Genomic DNA, 16,610 nt, shown 5'->3' with positions numbered 1-16,610 from the left:
AGCCGGACGGCAGCACCGGGACGATCACCGGGTCAGCCGGACCGCGGCACCACCAGGCCCATCACCGGGACGGCCGGCCAGCACCACCAGGCCGATCACCCGTTCAGCCGGCCAGCAGCTTCTTCACCGCTGCGGCGACGCGGCCGCCCTCGGCCTGTCCGGCCACCTTCGGGTTCACGATCTTCATGACCGCGCCCATGGCCCGCGGGCCCTCGGCACCGGCCGCCTTCGCCTCCTCGACCGCCTGGGCGACGATCTGCTGGAGCTGCTCGTCCGACAGCTGCTGCGGCAGGTACGTGGCGAGGACCTCGCCCTCCGCCTTCTCCCGCTCGGCCTGCTCGGCCCGGCCACCCTGCGCGAAGGCCTCGGCCGCCTCACGGCGCTTCTTCGCCTCCCGGGTGATCACCTTCTGGACCTCGTCGTCGGAGAGCTCGCGCTTCTCCTTGCCCGCGACCTCCTCCTTGGTGATCGCGGCGAGCGTCAGCCGGAGCGTCGAGGAGCGCAGCTCGTCGCGCTCCTTGATCGCAACGTTGAGGTCTTCCTGCAGCTTCGACTTGAGCGTGGTCATGGGGTCGATTGTCGCAGGTCCGGGAGGAACGGCGCCCCCCGATTTAGCGGGCCCCGGCCGAAGGGCCGGTGCCGTCAGGGGATTTCGCGCACCGCCCGGGCACGGACGGCCGTCAGGGTCTGACACGATGGTCGTATGCGCGCGCGATACGGAGTCCCCCTGGGAATCGCGGCGGCTGGCGCCGCCGGTCTGGTGTACGCGGCGGGCTTCGAGGCCCGCTCGTTCCGCCTCCGCCGGGTCACCGTCCCGGTCCTGCCCCCGGGGATGCGTCCCCTGCGTGTGCTCCAGGTCTCCGACATCCACATGGTCGGCGGCCAGCGCAAGAAGCAGCGCTGGCTGCGGTCGCTGGCGGGACTGCGCCCGGACTTCGTGATCAACACGGGCGACAACCTGTCCGACCCGGAGGGCGTCCCGGAGGTCCTGGACGCGCTCGGCCCCCTGATGGAGTTCCCGGGCGCGTACGTCTTCGGCTCCAACGACTACTACGGCCCCAAGCTGCGCAACCCCGCCCTCTACCTGCTGGAGAGGCTCCAGGGCCGCCACGGGCTCAACGGCAACGCCCCGGCCGAAGGTGTGGTGCACAACCCGTGGGAGGACCTGCGGGACGGTTTCGACGCGGCGGGCTGGCTGAATCTGACCAATACGCGCGGTGAGCTCAAGCTCGAGGGCGGCTCGGTGGAGCTCACGGGCCTGGACGACCCGCACATCAAGCGGGACCGTTACGCGCAGGTGGCGGGTGGACCGTCCGAGTCGGCGGACTTCTCGATGGGCGTCGTGCACGCCCCGTACCTGCGCAGCCTGGACGCCTTCACGGCCGACGGCTACCCCCTGGTCCTGGCCGGCCACACCCACGGCGGCCAGCTGTGCATCCCCTTCCACGGCGCCCTGGTCACCAATTGCGACCTGGACACGGACCGGGTGAAGGGCCTGTCCACGCACAGGGCGGAGGGCCGTACGTCGTACCTGCACGTGTCGGCGGGCTGCGGCACGAACCGCTACACACCGGTACGGTTCGCGTGCCCGCCGGAGGCGACGCTGCTGACGCTGGTCGGGCGCGAGGCTGTGGGCAGGTAGGACGTAGAGCAGGCAGAGGCAGGAGAGGCGGCGGAGGTCAGGTCGGGAACGGACCCGGAGGTCCGCCCCCCGAGGGGGATAACCCGCACAGCCCCGCCCGCATCGCCCCCTGTGTCCGCTTCTGTCAGCGTGGGGGCATGATCGCCCCGATACCCCGGGACATCCCGGACCTCCCAGCGATACCGTCCCGGCCGGCGCCGAAGCCCTCCCCCGTGCCCGCCACGGCCGTCGTCGCCCCGGCCCGACGCCCCGCGGTCGCGGCCTTCCGCCTGCTGATCGCCGTCGCGGCGGCATCGGGCGTGATGCTCGAACTGCTTCTCGGCGACCCGAGCCGGGTCCTGAGCCACTTCGCGGTCCAGAGCAACCTGCTCCTGGCGCTGGTCATGACCCTCTCGGCCCGCCGCGCCTGGACCGCCGGCCGCCCGTTGCCGGGTGCCGTGCCGGGCGCGACGCTGCTGTACGTCGTCAGCGCGGCCCTGGTGCACCACCTGCTCCTGGCGAACGAGGCGAGCCCGTTCTCCCTCACGGGCGAGGAGGCCACGCCGGCGGGCTGGCAGACCCTCTCGCACGGGGTCCTGTACACGGCGACGCCGATCGCCGCGGCGCTCGACTGGCTCCTGCTCACGTCCCCCGGCCGCCTGCGCTTCCGCCAGGCCGGCACCTGGCTCCTGTACCCCATGGCCTACCTGGCCTTCTGTCTCATCCGGGGCGAGCTGCTCCTCCCCGGCACCCCCGACCGCTACCTCTACCCCTTCCTGGACGTCGGCCAGGACGGCTTCAAGCGGGTGCTCGGCAACGCCCTCCTCCTGGGCCTCTCCTTCTACGCCCTGGCGGTCCTCCTCGTGGCCCTCGACCACGCCCGCCCGAACCCCGTCCGCCACCGCGGCAAAACCGGATTTCGTCTCCAGCCACCGGTGGGCTAAAGTAAACGTCGTCGCCGCGACAGCAGCGACATCGGGGTGTAGCGCAGCTTGGCAGCGCGCTTCGTTCGGGACGAAGAGGTCGTGGGTTCAAATCCCGCCACCCCGACAGAGAAACACCAGGTCAGGGGCCTGATCCGCATCGCGGGTCGGGCCCCTGAGTGGTTCCCGGGGCCCCTTGGGAGAAATCTGGGAGAAGATCTTGGATCCCCTCCTCGAGTGGCGCCTACTGATGACGCCTTTGGCACCGTCGAACAGACCCTCTGAAGACGTCGGTCATGCCACTAGCCGCACACTGATCACGGCTTCCCACCCGGCGGTGAGCACCGTCGACAGTTGCTCGCAACATCGACCGGGTGACGCACGAATGGCACGCCGGCCACAAGCCGGCACACCAGCTCCTCCGCGGTACTAGACAGCTGGATCTCCAAGGGCGGTATATTTTCCGGCATGATTTCCTACCCTGAATCATCTGAGGTCCTGTCTGGCTTAGGGCCGAAGGTGACGCGAAGCCTGGTTCGAGCCGTCGACTTGGCCGCGGCGGACTTGCTCGAGTACCGCACTACTCACCCCTCATGGGTAGCGCAGAGCAGCGAGCGCGGATTGGCCAACTGGATTCACGACCGGCTGTGGGCACATCTCACCGCAGAACTCGATGGGCATCCTGGCGTCACCCTCAGCGACGGCGAGCCCACACGAGAGCTCGTCGTGGGGGTCAGCTATCGTCTCCGAGTCAAGCGTCACCGCGAGGATGGTCAGGTCAGCAGCTACGCCACCCAGACAGCCTTGGAGTTTTTCGCTCAAGGCGCTCAGGAGGCGTTCCCTGGCCTCGAAGAGGTTCGGTTGACTGCTGGATACGAGTGGGAACCAGACGCAAGGAAGATCGGCGAAGCGGTGCTCTCCCTGCGCGACGGTCAGGAAAATGTTGTTTGGTTGGTTCCTCTCCGGGATGCCGGTGAGGCCGGCGGTGGCAGCACCGTGCAGCCCGTGCACCCGACGACGCCGAAGCCTTCCCTGCCGTCGATCGATGTTCCGGCGTCGGCTCAGCGCGAAGCAACGGAGGATAAGTCAACGTGAGCAGTCTCGGCGAAGCGATCACTACAGCTCGCCGGGCCCTTGGCACTACCCAGGAAGAGTTGGCAGCGGCCGCTGGGGTCACCCAAGGAGCCCTGTCGCGGTATGAGAAGGGCATGCGCGAGCCGGACGGGGACGTTCTCTCCCGGCTCGCCGCTGCGCTCGGGGTTACAGAGTCCTTCCTTAAGGGAGCGGGCTCTGTCCGCGGGGCGATGGCCGTGGATGCCCACATGCGCAAGCGCGCAACCGCCAAGGCAACTACGTGGCGGCAGCTCGAAGCGCGCTTGAACATGTACCGCATGCACGTGCGTCACCTCATGGAGGAGGTGTCGATGCGGGCCCAACAGAGGATTCCGATCTTCGATCCGGTGGACACCGACCCTGCCGACGCAGCTCGCATGGTTCGCATGCAATGGCGGATGCCCATCGGCCCCATCCAGGCACTTACGCCCTGGATGGAGGCCGCAGGGTGCATCGTGTTGGCAGAAGATTTCGGAACCTCGCGCGTCGATGGCCTGTCGCAATGGGTGGACGACTATCCAGTTGTCTTGATCAACCAAACTGCGCCCGTTGATCGTCTGCGACTGACCCTGGGGCACGAGCTGGGCCACCTATGCCTGCACTCGTCCGAAGTCACGCTCACCATGGAAGAGGACGCAACACGGTTCGCCGCTGAATTCTTGATGCCAGAGGAAGTCATTCGCCCCCAGCTCAGGAACCTTACGCTGGGGCGCCTGCATGACCTCAAACGCGAGTGGGGCACCTCGATGCAAGCCCTGATTGAGCGAGCCCGCGATCTCAATGTGATCAGTTCCGACAAACGGACCAACCTATACAAGGCCTTGAGTAACAAGGGTTGGCGAACGCACGAGCCGTTGAGCGACGAACTGAGCCCGGAGGTGCCCGCCTTGGCTCAGTCGATTGGTGAAGCCATGGCCGCCAAGGGTCTCACCCGCGAGGAGATCGCGTCCATCGCCGGGTTCTCAGATCCTTCCAGGAACACGATCTTCGTGGCCCAAGAGCGGCGCCTTCGGGCAATTTGAGGTCTGCCGGTCAGGCCCAACACGCTCACTGTGAGCAGGTTGGGCCTGAATCCGTTTCTGACCCTTTTGCGAGAACTCTGGCAGAAGGTTTTGGATCCCTCTTCCCTACTCGCCTATCGACGTGCCTTCAGACGCTCCTGCAAGAGGGTGTTGAGCGCGGCAACCGGAGAGGTGCGGCACATCGCAAGCCGGGCGTCGAGGGACGCCTCCCACTCTGCGGTGAGGTTCGCCAACAGCTCCTGACGCATCTCTCGGGTGATGTGCGAATAGCGTGCCTGCACCGAGCCGTCGATGTGCCCCATCCGCTCATCCATGAGCTTCGGTGGGGTGCGGAACCCCTCCATACGCGTCTTGTGCGTGTGGCGCAGTCCATGGGGCGTGAGCCCCTTCGCGATCGGCACCCAGCATGCATCCGCCCGCGCTTGGGCGCCTCTCCCCCGCGCCGGCACGCCAGGCCAGGGGCGGGCAAGCACAGGTACGGGCCGCGCCTCCTGCGGCGCCTTCTTCGGGTACCAGCCGGAGGCGGCCGGTGTGAAGAGCCACGTGGCGAAGCCGTTCCTCCGCCAGTGTGCAGCCTGGTCGACCGCACCCCCACCGCGGGTGAACCCGAGAGCGTCAATGGCCTCGCGCACCCGAGCCCTTGTGGCTTCGGCCACGAAGTCCGGCCGATTGAGGACGTTGGACACCGTGCCCGTGGAAACGCCTGCACGCCTCGCCACGTCCACCACCTTCGCGCCGGTCTCCCCTGTGCGGGACACGCCCTGTCCGCGGAACATGTACGTCTTGCCGTGGCAAGGACACGGGGCCGGTTGCGTACGGGCTATGTGGCCGGCCCAGAGGCGGGTGAGCCATGACGGGGCGTCAATGGTGCGATAGCTGTCGTCCTTGGGCGGGCAGCGCTCGAACTCTCCAGAGTCGAGTTCGTAGAGCTGCCATTCCACGCGTACAGCTTTTGGGCGGATGAACTCGGTCTCCCAACCCACGATTTCGGCCCACCGCATGCCCGTGTAGCCCTTGGTGACGAGAGCAACGAACTCGTCATCGCGTCCAGACAGAAGTGACGCGCGCTCGGCACACAGAAGGATGCCGAGCGGGTCCGTGACGACCTTCTCCGGCCCTCGGTCACGCGAACGACCTGCGCGCTTCCCTCTGCCGCGTCGCTTGGTGGCGGGGTTGGAACTGATGAGTTCCTCGTCCACAGCGTCTTCGAGGACCAGGTGGAGCGTGCCTCTCCACGTCTTCACGCTCGAGACGGCGTAGAGCGCCTTCTCCTTCTTCTCCCAGACATCGACGTCTGCGCGCTGGATCGACCCAAGCGGGCGATCCTCGAACTCTGGAAGTAGGTGTTCTTCCAGGTGACGGCGGTAATTCTGCATCGTGGATGCGGCTAGGTCCTGCGCCGCATACCACCGTGAGGCGTAATCGCCGAAGGTGATCTGTCCGGCCGCCGGGTCCTTCCAAGTGCCGCTCTCCACCTTGGCCTCTTCGGCATCAGCGGCCTTCTTCGCTTCGCGCTTCGTACGGAAGCGGATGACTTTGCCGTTCTCGTCGGCCACGGTGCCGTACTTGCCCGGCGAAATCTTGTAGCGGCCACGCCAGTACGTGCCTCGGTTTTCGACGAAGCCCATGCTCCCTCTCATCACAAAGAGGCGGGCGAAAGCCAGTGTTTGGCTCTCGCCCGCCATGGTTTTACTGCTGTCAGACTGCATTCCGAGCGCGCCGCGGACGCCGCGCCCTGAGCTGTACCACCGGTACGTCAAAGGGGGCTAAAGCGCGCCTACGGGTCGAAGTGGCTTTGGTCTCCGGCACGTTCACCGGGTCGGGACGCTCCTCAAGGATCTGGAAGATCTCCTCTATGTGGCTCCGGGTAAAGCGGTAGCCGCTCCCGCTCCGGAGGAACGGGATACGGCGCCGCCGTGCCTGCTCCTTCACCCACCACTCGGAGCAGTCGAGCGCCTCGGCTACCTTCGCGGCCGAATAGGACTTGGGAAGGGCGGAGTTCGTCTCACCCGAGTTCATGGCTCCTCTTCCTCTCAGGTCCGCTACTTCCGCTACCTCCGCTACCGCCCTGGTCAGGGGCATGATCGAGGTAGCGGATCGGGGTAGCGGTAGCGGATGGAGCCGCTACCGACCCCGGGTTCGTGGCTGCGGGGCGGGTAGCGGATGGGGCGGGGCGGTAGCGGATACAGAGCGCGTATCCGCTACCGGTTTTAGGGCTCTGACCTGCCCGGTAGCGGAAGTAGCGGAAGTAGCGCACTTTCAGCGGGGGGAGGGCAGTAGCGCTGCCACGCGTCGTGCAGATCGCTCGCGTAGTAGCCCTTCATGACGCTCCCACCCGCCTTGATGTTGCGGGCCGCGATCGGGGCGTTGTCCGCGGTCATGTACTCCCGCAGCATCCGCGACAGCCCGCGCGCATCGAGCGGCTTGCCGCTCATGTCCGCCCACGGCGCCTCTTCGAGGCTGTGGAGCCGGTCGAGGATGGCGACGGTGGGCAGGCGGTCGATGCCGTTGAACACGTAGTCGCGCAGGTCCGTGAGCAGGCGGATGCCGATGCTGCCCTTGTCGCTGGTCTTGGCCGCGTTGACCAACTCGATACAGGCGGCTCGGCCCCGCTCCGGCCACGCTCCGCCCGCCGCGTCGGCCACGGCGAGCAGGGGTTCCCACACGTCTGCGGGCCGGTCGCTGATGCCTTCCGGGAGCTCCGGGAACACTCCGTCGACCGCGTGGCGGACAGACTGTGTCCAGGCGGCGAGCCGGTCGCGCAGGGCGTGGCCTTCCTTCTCGTGGATGCGCTGCCTGAACGGCTCCACGCGCTCGTTGGGTGCGCGTCGGCGCATGCGGACGATGACCGAGCGGGTCAGGATCGTGTCCGGCAGCGAGCCGAGACCGGCGACCGCGACCCCGCAGAACGAGGGGAACTCCTGTACCTGCTGGTTGGAGCCGTCGCCGACGCAGCGCCACATGACGCCGGAGCGGCGGTGGCCTGCGTTGAGGAACCCGCGGAGCTGTTCGTTCTCTCCGGCTTTGGGGCCGAAGACGGTGTCGATCTCGTCGAAGAGGATCGTGGGCCGTCCCTCCATCCCCGAGACCGCGCGGAAGAGCGCGGAGGCGGAGGCGTTGACCGCGACCATCGGTTGGGGAACGAGGGTTTCCACGATCTCCAGCGCGCGGGACTTGCCCGAGCCCGGCTCCGGTGAGAGGAACGCGAGCCTCGGTGTGGAGTCGAAGCAGTCGAGCAGGTGCGCGTGCGCGTCCCACAGCGTGACGGCGACGTAGGCGGCTTCGAGGGGGAAGATGTTGAAGCGCCGGTGGAAGGCTTCGACCTCGTCGAGCAGGGCGGCGCCATCGGCGGTGGGTGCCGGCGGATTGGTGCTCATGCCGCCTGCCTCCCTTCCTGGTTGGTGCGGAGCGGGCACGTGTCGCGGTGGGCGGTGTGGTCGTCGATCAGGGCGAGCACCTTCCTGTGGCCGACGGCGCTGCGGTCGCGGCCGCACAGGCACGTCGAGGTGGCCGTGGGTACGGCGCCGCGCGGCGCGGAGATGTGCAGCCAAGCAACCGTGCGCGGGCCATCTGCCTGGTGCGGGTCAGGGCGAAGGGCAGAGGGGACGCCCTTGCGGGCGGCGCCTGTCGGCTCGCCCAAGGCCGGATCGGACGCGGCTTGTGCGGCGGCGCGCGGACCGGTCGGGGTGGCGGGAAGGCTCTTCAGGGAGGGGCAGTCAGGGGTGCTCATGCTGCCCTCCGCTGGCCGTTGCGGGCGATCGACCAGTTCAGACCGCTGCGAATGGTCGCCTCACAGGACCGCGGCGAGAGACCGGTCTGCTCCCCCGCCCACTGAAGAGCCTCCTCAACCTGGTCCCTGGGGAGGTCGCCCCACGCGATGAACCGCCCCAGGGCTCGCGCCGCCCGAAGCAACGTGGCGTTGCGCTCGCCCTCCGGTGCCTGCCGCACGGACGCGGTTTCGGCGTTCAAGCCCGATGCGGCATAGCGAGAGGCCCGAACGGCCGACGGTGCAGCCATCAGTGCCCGCGAAGCCTGACGACTCGCCAGGCGGGCGCACAGCCAATCCGGCAGGGGTGCGGGCGGTGCGTCGTTGACGATCGAGTAGGCGCCGGTAGGGGTGAGGCTGCCGGGGGCGACGACGTAGCCGCCCCATGCGCGGGTGTCGATGCGCTTGCCGAGCCGTCCGGCCGTGTTGCCGAGCCGGACGCCGGGCGGGGCGGTGAAGTACAGGTGGACCCCGCCGCTCGCGGTCCGCACTGTGCGGGTGGTGGGCACGGCGTGCCCGGCGCGCTCGCAGAGCGCCGTGAAGGTCGTCACGCCGTTAGGCGTGTCGGTACTGCTCTTCCGCTTGGGCATGTCGAGGTCGACGACGACCAGCCCGGACGGGCCGGTCGCGATGCCGACGTTGAACGGCAGGTCACCCCACGCCCGGCGGATGCGGTCGGGGTCGATGGTGGCGCGCTCTTCCCACTTGCGGTGACCGCCCGCGCAGTCCCCGATGCCGGGGCAGACGTCCTCACCGTGCAGGGCCGGACGCTTGTCGCCAGGACGCAGGGGCAGGACGGCCCAGCCGCGCTCCGCTGCGTCCAGGGCGGCGAACAGGAGGTGACGGTTCATGCCGTCACCCCCATCACGCTCGATGGGGTGGCATAGGCCGGACGGCCCTCGCCGAATGACGCTCGTTCGGTCATGCTGGATGTCTCCTGCTCTCTTGGAGGGACGGGAGAACCGGGGCGGGCGCAGGCTTGTGGTGAGACGGCGCCCGCCCCGGGCGTAGCTAGTGGTTCTTGGCCCAGTGGGCGTATTCCTGGCGGACGTAGCCGCGCGGGTCGGCGGCCGTCGCCGGGTGCTCCGGCCGGTGCGGGGCGCCGTGGTAGCTGTCCTTGCCGTCGAGGTCGTATGCGATGAGCCGACGGGCCGCTTCCGTGGCCACCTCGGCCGCGTCGCTGCGGATGCCGTCTGCGTTGTCGAGCAGCGCGATGCGGTCCAGCAGCGCGGCCTTACGGAGCCAGTACTCACGGTCGAGGTCCTCGCCGAACGGCTTGTCGGCCGCCGTGCCGGCGGTCCATCCGATCTCGCGGATGACGCTCGGGGCGAGCGCGTACGCCTCTTCCGGCGTGGGCCAGGGCTCCGGCTCGGGCCGGTGCTCGGCGGGGGCATACAGGCGGCGCTTGCCGTCGCGGGCGGGGCAGACGGTCACGGTACCGACGGTGAACGTGCGGTCCAGAGCGGCCACGACACGGTCAGTGTCGGCGGGCTCGCAGATGACGCGGATCTCGAACACGGGGTTCCTTTCGTCAGGCTGCGTCGAGGAAGGGCTGTTGCCAGGGCGGGAGGCTGGCCAGGACTCGGGTACGCCAGCGCATGGCGTAGTCGATGCAGTTGGCGCAGTTCTTGTGTGTGTGGCCGGGCAGTGGTGGCCTGCGGCGGGCGTGATAGCTCCAGGCCGCGCTGTCGGCTGAGGCGAGCAGGTGGCCGACCCGTTCCAGGCCGAGAATCTTGAAGCCGAAGCCGTGCAGCTTCAGCCCGCGTGCGGCCATCGCGGTCACGATGGCCGCTCCCTCGCGGGTGGACTGAAGGCGGCAGACCGAGCCGAGCCCGACCGTGGGTTCGCGGGTCAGGTCGACCCCTGCTCGCTCGTACAGTTCCGCGCACCATTCGTAGTCCGCGACCGTCCGTCCCTGAAGGACCGGGGCTATGCGCATCTCGGGGGCGAGGGAGCGCAGTTCGAGGAAGTTGGCGACGGTGCGGCGGATGTGCTCCGGCACGCTGAGGTGCGTGCCGGTGAAGACGTTCGGTCCTGCCGTGCCGCCGTGGATGATGAGGTCTTCGCACATCCAGTCCTGCGGGGCGGCCCAGTCGTAGGGGCCGACGCATTCCCAGATGCGGCGCAGGTCCTCGATGTACTGGCGGGGGGTGCGCGTCCAACGGCCGTGGCGTTGGAGCTCCGAGAATCCGCCGGAGTCGACCGCGTACGGGCCGCGCGCCGGGTCCAGCTTGACCGCGTTCACGAAGTGCTCGGACTTGAGGAACAGCGGCACGTCGGTCAGCCGGACCCAGTGGCGTTTGTGGGTGGTCAGGTAGAAGCGCAAGCCGGGTTCCCCCTCAGCCGCGGAAGTGGCTGCGCTTGATGACGGCCTTGCGGATGTTGACCGTGGTCCCGCTGCGGTGGCCGCTCACGCTGAACACCTGCACGGCGACCCAGCCGCCGAAGACGACGGCCGCGAGGGTGATGAGCTGCGTGACGAACGCGGTGAGTGCGGCGATGAATGAGGTGAGCAGCAGTAGCCCGCCGCACATCGCGAGGAACCCGACGCCCCCGAGGGCGACGTTCACTGCGGCACGCGAGACGAGCGGCTTGGCCGCGACCGGTTCGGGCTTGGCGGGCTCGATGGTGTAGCCGGTCACGACGCGCCCGTCGGGCAAGACGACGCTCGTCACGGCCGCGATGGTGCCCGGCTGTGTCGGTAAGGCCGGTGCCGACGGCAGGGGGGCGAGCGGGGTGGACCGGTGGACTTCCACGGCTGTCACGTCGGGCCTGGCAGGGCGGTGGTGGTGGGTGGCTTCGTTCACGGCGGTCTCCTCTTAGTTGCCGAGGGCGGACAGGGCTTCGGCGGATGCCTGCACGAGGTTGTGGATGGGCTCGTAGGCGCCGGTTCCGGCGGTGAAGAAGCCGAAGAGGAACAGGACGATGGCCGCGCCGCCTCCGGCGGACTTGGTCTTGACGGCGAGAGCGGACGCGGCGCCGAAGAGCAGCACGGCGGAGATGTTGAGGATCATCGGGAGCCTTCCGGTCAGGGGGTGTCGGTGCCCGCGCGGTAGATGCGGGCCCAGCGGTTGTAGAGCCAGCGGCCGACGCGTATGCGCTTGCCGGTGGCCTTGCAGCGGCGGCAGTCCTTGCCGCGCTTCATGCGTCCCTTGCGGTCGGTCTTCATGGCGAAGCCCCATCCGTTGCACTTGCGGCAGTTGCCGAACGGCGAGGCAGCGCATACCGCGACGTAACACAGCGTTACGCCAAGGATCAGGGTGATAGCGAGCAGGACAGGGGTCATGACGGGCCCTTCCAGGCGGGTTTCAGGGGTTTCCGCAGGTGGGCCGCTATCCGCTAGCGGCCTGCTCAGAGATGGTTTGGGGCGCTAGCGGAGCCGCTAACGTTAGCGGGGCGTGCCGCTAGCGCTAGCGGCCCTGGACACTCAGCCCGCGTCCCGCTTTCCGTCACGCTCCGCAATCGCGGCGGTGATGTGGGAGCGGTCGATGCCGCGCCGGTTGACGACCTTGCCCTTGACGCGGCGGCCCACCTGGATGGTGGAGACGCCGTGCGGCTTCAGGGCCGCGGCCAGTCCCTCGGGGTCCCAGCCGTCGTAGACCTCCTCGCGCAGCTCTGCGAGCCGTGCGACGACGGTCTCGGACCACACCTTGGGCTCATCGGCCGGCACGACGGCGAGGATGTCGCGCAGCAGGTCATACGCGCTGGTGACCGGCTCGGGTGCCTCGCCCAGCGCATGCCCGGACAGGGTGCCCGCTTCCTCGCGCAGGCGGCGGGCGCGGGCGCCGATGGCGTCGGCACCCTGGCCGTCAACGTAGACGGAGCGCACGATCCGGGCATCGGAGCCTTCACCGACGAAGTAGTGAATGCCCTTGTCACCCCAGGCGAACATGGTCGCCCGCACACCCCGCTTGTAGGCGGACGTGCCGAGCACCATGTCGTTCTCCAGCTGGCCCATGACCTTTAGGCACCAGCGGGCTGAGGCGTTCGCGCTGATCCCGGTGGGCAGTGCCTTGGCGTCCGGGCGCTGCGTGGCGAGCAGCAGCACGATGCCGGTGGCCGGACCGCGCTTGACCAGGTCGGTTGCGATCTCCTCGAACTCCTTGGCGTGCTCGGGATGCTCGAACAGCACCTGGCACTCATCCACGCCGATCACGATCGGGTGCAGCCCCAGGGAGCGCTTGTCGGCGAGAGCGCTGGTCACCTTCGACTCCGGGCAGACGTCCCGCGGAAGCGAGCGGATCACCTTGGTGCGGCGCCGCAACTCCTCGCGCAGCGCCCTGAAGTCGTTCAGGCAGTAGGTGATGGAGTCGTCATCGTCGCCCGCGGCGTGCCGGTGGGAGACGGCGTCACCGACGGGGTCGAGGTCGCCGGTGCCCTTCATGTCGTAGGTGTGCAGCTCCGCCCGCGGGTCGAGCGCGGCGATGAGCAGCAGCAGCCTGAGCAGGAAGGTCTTGCCCATGCGCGGGATGGCGCCGATGACACCCGCGATGTACATGAGCGTTGCTTCGACCCAGCGTCCGCGCTGGTCGGTGCCGTAGGCGACCGGCTTGAACAGGTCGACGGAACCCGACTTGAGCAGCGGCCACTTGGGCTGTTTGGCGCGGGACATGTCCTGATCCCCCACCCACAGCACGAGGTGACCGGTGTGCTCATCGGGCACCGCTTCGGGCCACACACAGCCCAGCGGGCGGCGCAGGCCGGAGGCGAGCCGGTCGCGGCGCTCGATGACGTCGGTCACCGTGACGCCGTACGGCAGGTTGCCCTCCGCGCGCCAGCCGGGGCCGTCGCGGGTGATGGGGGCGGTGAACTCGAACCCGTCCCGTCCCTTGGCCTGCGCCTGGTTGATGGCGGGGATGCCGAGTGCCCCGAGCGCACGCAGCACGATGTCACTGGTGAGCTTGGCCGCCTTGGGCAGTTCCACAGCCCTGTGGATGACCGGTGCGTCCGCCTGCTGCCCGGCGTAGCCGAGTGCCATCAGGACCGCGCTCACCGACACCGCCTGAAGCCAGCCGGGGGCGAGCACGTACATGGCGAGCGCGGCGCCGAGCCCGACGAACATGGCGAGCACGGTCACCAGGGTGCGCAGTCGGACGCGTCCGTCGCGCTGCCGCGACAGCTTCAGGTACTCGGCTGCGTCCTCGCGGCGGACCGCGGCGAGTCGGACCGGCTCGCCCTCACGGTCGGCCACCCACCGCATCGTGCCGCCCACGAACCGGGCGGCACCGGTCGGTGCCTGAAGCGTGAGCCGGGCGGCGTAGACCGGGGCGCGCAGCGCGTGATACCCGGCGGCGTGCGCGTAGTGGCGGGCCACCCACGCCGTGGCGGTCCGCAGCTCTGCCACCGAACGCAGCCACACGGGAACGACCGCACGCCGCTGTGCCCCGCGCAGCCGACCGAGGTAGCCCGGACCGGTGGCGGTCGGGGTCGGCTGGTCGACCATCACGCGGGCGGTCGGGTCGCCCGACCGGTCGGCGCGGGAGTCGGGCGACCGGTCGGCGTCGGGTCGGGTGGTCGGGTCGGCCGACTCGGCACGGGCCGACCGTGCCTTGTCGAGGTCGACTACCTCGCCCCCGGGGTCGGCTGCCATCTCGGCTTCGAGTCGGTTGAAGAGTTCGTTGTCGTCGTCGGGGTGCTTCACTGAGATTCCCTTCCTAGGGGAGGAAGGCAGGGCCGGTCCGTCGCTGTAGGAGGTGGGCGGACCGGCCCTGCCGGATGGTTGGTGCGTAGTTCAAGCGGCGCGCTGTTCGTCGGGGTAGGCGCAGGGCACGCACATGCCGAGCGAGCCGGGGATGACGTATCCGGCCTCTGTCAGGCACACCGGGCAGGTACGGCGGGCGCGCATTGCCTTGGCGAGCGCGGCCCGCTTGCCCGGCGTCATCGGCCGGACCGGCTTGGCGCGGTCGACGCGGTAGAGGTAGGCGACCAGCGGGCCGCGCCGGTAGCGCGGGCGCAGCACCTGAGCCGCGATCGGCTGCCCGCCGGGACGTAAGCCGCGGGCGCGGAGTTGGCGGCGCGTGGCGAGTCCGTCGGGGGCGTAGCGCCATGGGTAGGTGGGGATGCCGTACTGGCTGCCGGAAGGGTCGTAGCACTTGCCGAAGGCCGGGGGCATCAGGCGGCCTCAGCCGCGGGTGCCTCGCCTTCCGGGACGTCCACGGCGTGTAGCGCGCGGCCGTCGGCACGCTCGCCCTTCAGGGTGTCGCGCAGCTTGCGGGCGTTGGCCTGCGAGACGTGCAGCGTGGTGCGCAGACGGTCCGCGGTCAGTTCCGCCTCGGTCCACTCCGCGGTGACCGTGCGCGCCTCGGTCAGCGCGTCCTCGAAGGTGCGCTGAGCCTTTCCCTTGGCGGCGGGCCGACGGCGCGGGCGCGGCTTGGGCTCGGCCGATTGTGCCGGCGGATTCTCCACCGGCGGCGGGGTGGCCGTCTCCTGTTCGGTGGCGGGGGCCAGGTCGCCCATGCGCAGCATCACGCGCTCGCGCCGCGGGGTCTTCGAGCGCCACTTGCGGCCGTAGCGTTCGCGCAGGTCCGCGCGGGCCAGCTGCCGCTCCTTCTCCCGTGCCAGCGCCTCCGTGTAGGAGGTGACCTCCCACAGCGTCATGCGGCGCCACAGCGCGAAGGTGGAGGGGAAGGCGAGCAGCCAACGAGAGAACCGGATCTTCTCCATGCGGCGGCCGGTGGCCGCGCCGATCCGCACGGCGTAGATGTGCGCGCCGATCTCGGAGAACACCACCCACAGCAGCGGCATCGTGCCGTGGGCGACCTTCGCCCACACACCCTGTCCGGCGGCGACGTTCAGCCCGCAGGTGACCAGGGTGAGCACCCAGGGCACGAACCGCACCCACGCGAGCGCCATATCCATCCGGATCAACAGCAGGTTGGCGACGGTGAACACAGGGATGGCCACGTCGATACCGACCGGCAGCATCCACGGCTCGCCGAAACCCCACCGCGCGGCAGCAGCGGACACGGCGTCGAACGAGGAGATCAGACCGAGCGCGCCGACTCCGGCCGCGGCGAGCGCGCCGACTCCGGCGAGCCCCATTTCCGGGCGGGTCAGCGGCGGAACCCCGGACGCCGGCGCCTCCGGGGTCGGGGTCGTGGTGGTCATGCCGCCACCCCCTTGCGGGTTTTCCTCGATGACCTGCGCGGCGATGCGGATCAGGTCGTCGGGAAGGTGCGGGTTGTCGGCGAGGATGTCGCGCGCCGCGTCCTCGCGGGCCGCGCGCTCTTCGTCCGTCTCGCCCTCCACCCCGAGCCACAGCTCAACCGGGGTACCGAGCGCCAGTTCCGCGAAGTCCTCAGCAGAGACGGCCTGTTGGCGGCCGATGTAGGCACGCATGAAAGCTCCTGAAGTGGGAGGGACGGGGAGCCGGAGCAGTCGCAGGCGTGTTGGTGAGACGGTGACTGCTCCGGAGGGACCCGAGCCGCGGCGCGGCAGGGGAAGTGCCCCGGGCCGGATTCGATCCGGCGCCCTTCACGGCGGGATGCCGGGGCTGGGTGGTCAGCGGCGGAATGCCCAGGAGATGAGGCTGCTCACGCTGTCGGTGACGTCGGTGACGCGGCCCGACTCCAGTTCGTCGGCGCGGGCCTCCATCCGCTCCGCGGCGTCGTCCTTGCCGCGGTTGCGCAGCACCTTCGCCGCGTCGCGGTTCTTGGCGGCCTGGTTCTTCATGCGGTCAGACATGGAAGTTCCCCCTCGTTCGATCGATGTGGACACCGGGGCTCCGGCTCCCCTCAACCCCGCCCGTACGGGACGGCTCCGCAGAGCTCCCGGACGGGCAGGGCGAGCAACCGGCGCGGCGCTATCCGCCGCGATTCGGTGGAAGGTGACCGGTCACCCGCTGCACCCTGAGGTGCTCACGGGCCAGGGATGAAACGGCGCCGCCGTGCCGGTCGATCACGGCCGCGCCCATCGCTTTCGTCGACTCACTGCCACTCCTTCAGGTCGCTGATCAGGGGATTCGCACTGCAAGGGGGACCTCGTCCCCACCCTCCGGCCGTTGCTCGCGGTCACCGGGCCACCTCGCCAGTACGGGCCGAAACCCTGTTCTCCCTGGCCTTCAGCGGGATTGCAGCGTCCCCGCCTTCTGCGCATGCGGCATGAAGCCGCCTTCCGACCGAGGTGGTGCATTCGGTCGTTGCAGTACCTGTTTTACAGGTACTGCA

19 protein-coding genes and 1 tRNA gene are annotated in these 16,610 nt (G+C 69.2%); 5 read left to right on the top strand and 15 right to left on the bottom strand.

All coding sequences use genetic code 11. The features are described 5' to 3' along the window. Window positions 1-103: 103 nt before the first annotated feature. Window positions 104-568, bottom strand: coding sequence for a GatB/YqeY domain-containing protein (locus AB0937_RS01660; protein WP_366708944.1), 465 nt, complete (start codon window positions 566-568; stop codon window positions 104-106). A gap of 135 nt (window positions 569-703) precedes the next feature. On the opposite strand from AB0937_RS01660, the gene AB0937_RS01655 reads away from it, so the two are divergent. From AB0937_RS01655 to AB0937_RS01635, 5 genes are all read left to right on the top strand, one after another. Continuing rightward, complete coding sequence (locus tag AB0937_RS01655) at window positions 704-1,642, top strand: metallophosphoesterase (RefSeq protein WP_366708943.1); 939 nt, start codon at window positions 704-706, stop codon at window positions 1,640-1,642. A gap of 137 nt (window positions 1,643-1,779) precedes the next feature. Further along, a complete protein-coding gene (locus tag AB0937_RS01650) occupies window positions 1,780-2,565 on the top strand; it encodes a Pr6Pr family membrane protein (RefSeq protein ID WP_366708942.1) in 786 nt (261 codons plus the stop codon). A gap of 32 nt (window positions 2,566-2,597) precedes the next feature. Continuing rightward, window positions 2,598-2,671: transfer RNA gene (locus AB0937_RS01645), tRNA-Pro, on the top strand. Between the two features lie 341 nt (window positions 2,672-3,012). Then, window positions 3,013-3,639 carry a hypothetical protein gene (locus AB0937_RS01640; RefSeq protein WP_366708941.1) on the top strand — a complete coding sequence of 209 codons (627 nt, stop codon included), beginning with the start codon at window positions 3,013-3,015 and terminating at the stop codon, window positions 3,637-3,639. Beyond that, on the top strand, window positions 3,636-4,679 hold the full coding sequence (locus AB0937_RS01635) for an XRE family transcriptional regulator (RefSeq protein ID WP_366708940.1): 1,044 nt from the start codon (window positions 3,636-3,638) through the stop codon (window positions 4,677-4,679). The genes AB0937_RS01640 and AB0937_RS01635 overlap by 4 nt, the downstream gene beginning before the upstream one ends. 113 nt (window positions 4,680-4,792) lie before the next feature. Here AB0937_RS01635 and AB0937_RS01630 read toward each other — a convergent pair whose 3' ends face one another. From AB0937_RS01630 to AB0937_RS01565, 14 genes are all read right to left on the bottom strand, one after another. After that, window positions 4,793-6,307, bottom strand: a complete 1,515-nt coding sequence (locus AB0937_RS01630; protein WP_366708939.1) for a LacI family DNA-binding transcriptional regulator — start codon at window positions 6,305-6,307, stop codon at window positions 4,793-4,795. Between the two features lie 70 nt (window positions 6,308-6,377). Continuing rightward, window positions 6,378-6,698, bottom strand: coding sequence for a helix-turn-helix domain-containing protein (locus AB0937_RS01625; protein WP_366708938.1), 321 nt, complete (start codon window positions 6,696-6,698; stop codon window positions 6,378-6,380). Between the two features lie 191 nt (window positions 6,699-6,889). Then, on the bottom strand, window positions 6,890-8,056 hold the full coding sequence (locus tag AB0937_RS01620; RefSeq protein ID WP_366708937.1) for a DUF3631 domain-containing protein: 1,167 nt from the start codon (window positions 8,054-8,056) through the stop codon (window positions 6,890-6,892). Next, a complete protein-coding gene (locus AB0937_RS01615; RefSeq protein WP_366708936.1) occupies window positions 8,053-8,409 on the bottom strand; it encodes a hypothetical protein in 357 nt (118 codons plus the stop codon). The genes AB0937_RS01620 and AB0937_RS01615 overlap by 4 nt, the downstream gene beginning before the upstream one ends. Next, a complete protein-coding gene (locus tag AB0937_RS01610; protein ID WP_366708935.1) occupies window positions 8,406-9,296 on the bottom strand; it encodes a bifunctional DNA primase/polymerase in 891 nt (296 codons plus the stop codon). Before AB0937_RS01610 ends, AB0937_RS01615 begins: the two co-directional genes overlap by 4 nt. 160 nt (window positions 9,297-9,456) lie before the next feature. Then, the gene (locus tag AB0937_RS01605; RefSeq protein WP_366708934.1) at window positions 9,457-9,963 is read right to left on the bottom strand and encodes a hypothetical protein; all 507 of its coding nucleotides are present in this window, start codon (window positions 9,961-9,963) and stop codon (window positions 9,457-9,459) included. Between the two features lie 13 nt (window positions 9,964-9,976). Further along, window positions 9,977-10,771 carry a hypothetical protein gene (locus AB0937_RS01600; protein ID WP_366708933.1) on the bottom strand — a complete coding sequence of 265 codons (795 nt, stop codon included), beginning with the start codon at window positions 10,769-10,771 and terminating at the stop codon, window positions 9,977-9,979. 13 nt (window positions 10,772-10,784) lie between these two features. Further along, window positions 10,785-11,252 (bottom strand): hypothetical protein, encoded by a 468-nt coding sequence (locus AB0937_RS01595; protein WP_366708932.1) that lies wholly within the window; start codon window positions 11,250-11,252, stop codon window positions 10,785-10,787. 12 nt (window positions 11,253-11,264) lie between these two features. Beyond that, a complete protein-coding gene (locus AB0937_RS01590) occupies window positions 11,265-11,459 on the bottom strand; it encodes a hypothetical protein (RefSeq protein ID WP_366708931.1) in 195 nt (64 codons plus the stop codon). A gap of 14 nt (window positions 11,460-11,473) precedes the next feature. Further along, a complete protein-coding gene (locus AB0937_RS01585; RefSeq protein ID WP_037760950.1) occupies window positions 11,474-11,731 on the bottom strand; it encodes a hypothetical protein in 258 nt (85 codons plus the stop codon). A 141-nt stretch (window positions 11,732-11,872) separates the two neighbouring features. Then, on the bottom strand, window positions 11,873-14,086 hold the full coding sequence (locus AB0937_RS01580) for a cell division protein FtsK (RefSeq protein WP_366708930.1): 2,214 nt from the start codon (window positions 14,084-14,086) through the stop codon (window positions 11,873-11,875). 90 nt (window positions 14,087-14,176) lie between these two features. Then, window positions 14,177-14,557 (bottom strand): RRQRL motif-containing zinc-binding protein, encoded by a 381-nt coding sequence (locus AB0937_RS01575; protein ID WP_366708929.1) that lies wholly within the window; start codon window positions 14,555-14,557, stop codon window positions 14,177-14,179. Continuing rightward, complete coding sequence (locus AB0937_RS01570) at window positions 14,557-15,552, bottom strand: DUF2637 domain-containing protein (RefSeq protein ID WP_366709328.1); 996 nt, start codon at window positions 15,550-15,552, stop codon at window positions 14,557-14,559. The genes AB0937_RS01575 and AB0937_RS01570 overlap by 1 nt, the downstream gene beginning before the upstream one ends. 393 nt (window positions 15,553-15,945) lie before the next feature. Then, window positions 15,946-16,128: a hypothetical protein gene (locus tag AB0937_RS01565; RefSeq protein WP_193480958.1), complete on the bottom strand. Its 183-nt coding sequence runs from the start codon at window positions 16,126-16,128 to the stop codon at window positions 15,946-15,948. Window positions 16,129-16,610: the final 482 nt, after the last annotated feature.

This window comes from Streptomyces sp. NPDC047880 (genome assembly GCF_040706515.1).
Lineage (GTDB): Bacteria > Actinomycetota > Actinomycetes > Streptomycetales > Streptomycetaceae > Streptomyces.
The sequence above is the reverse complement of the archived record's forward strand: the minus strand, read 5'-3'. Positions and strand labels throughout refer to the sequence as shown.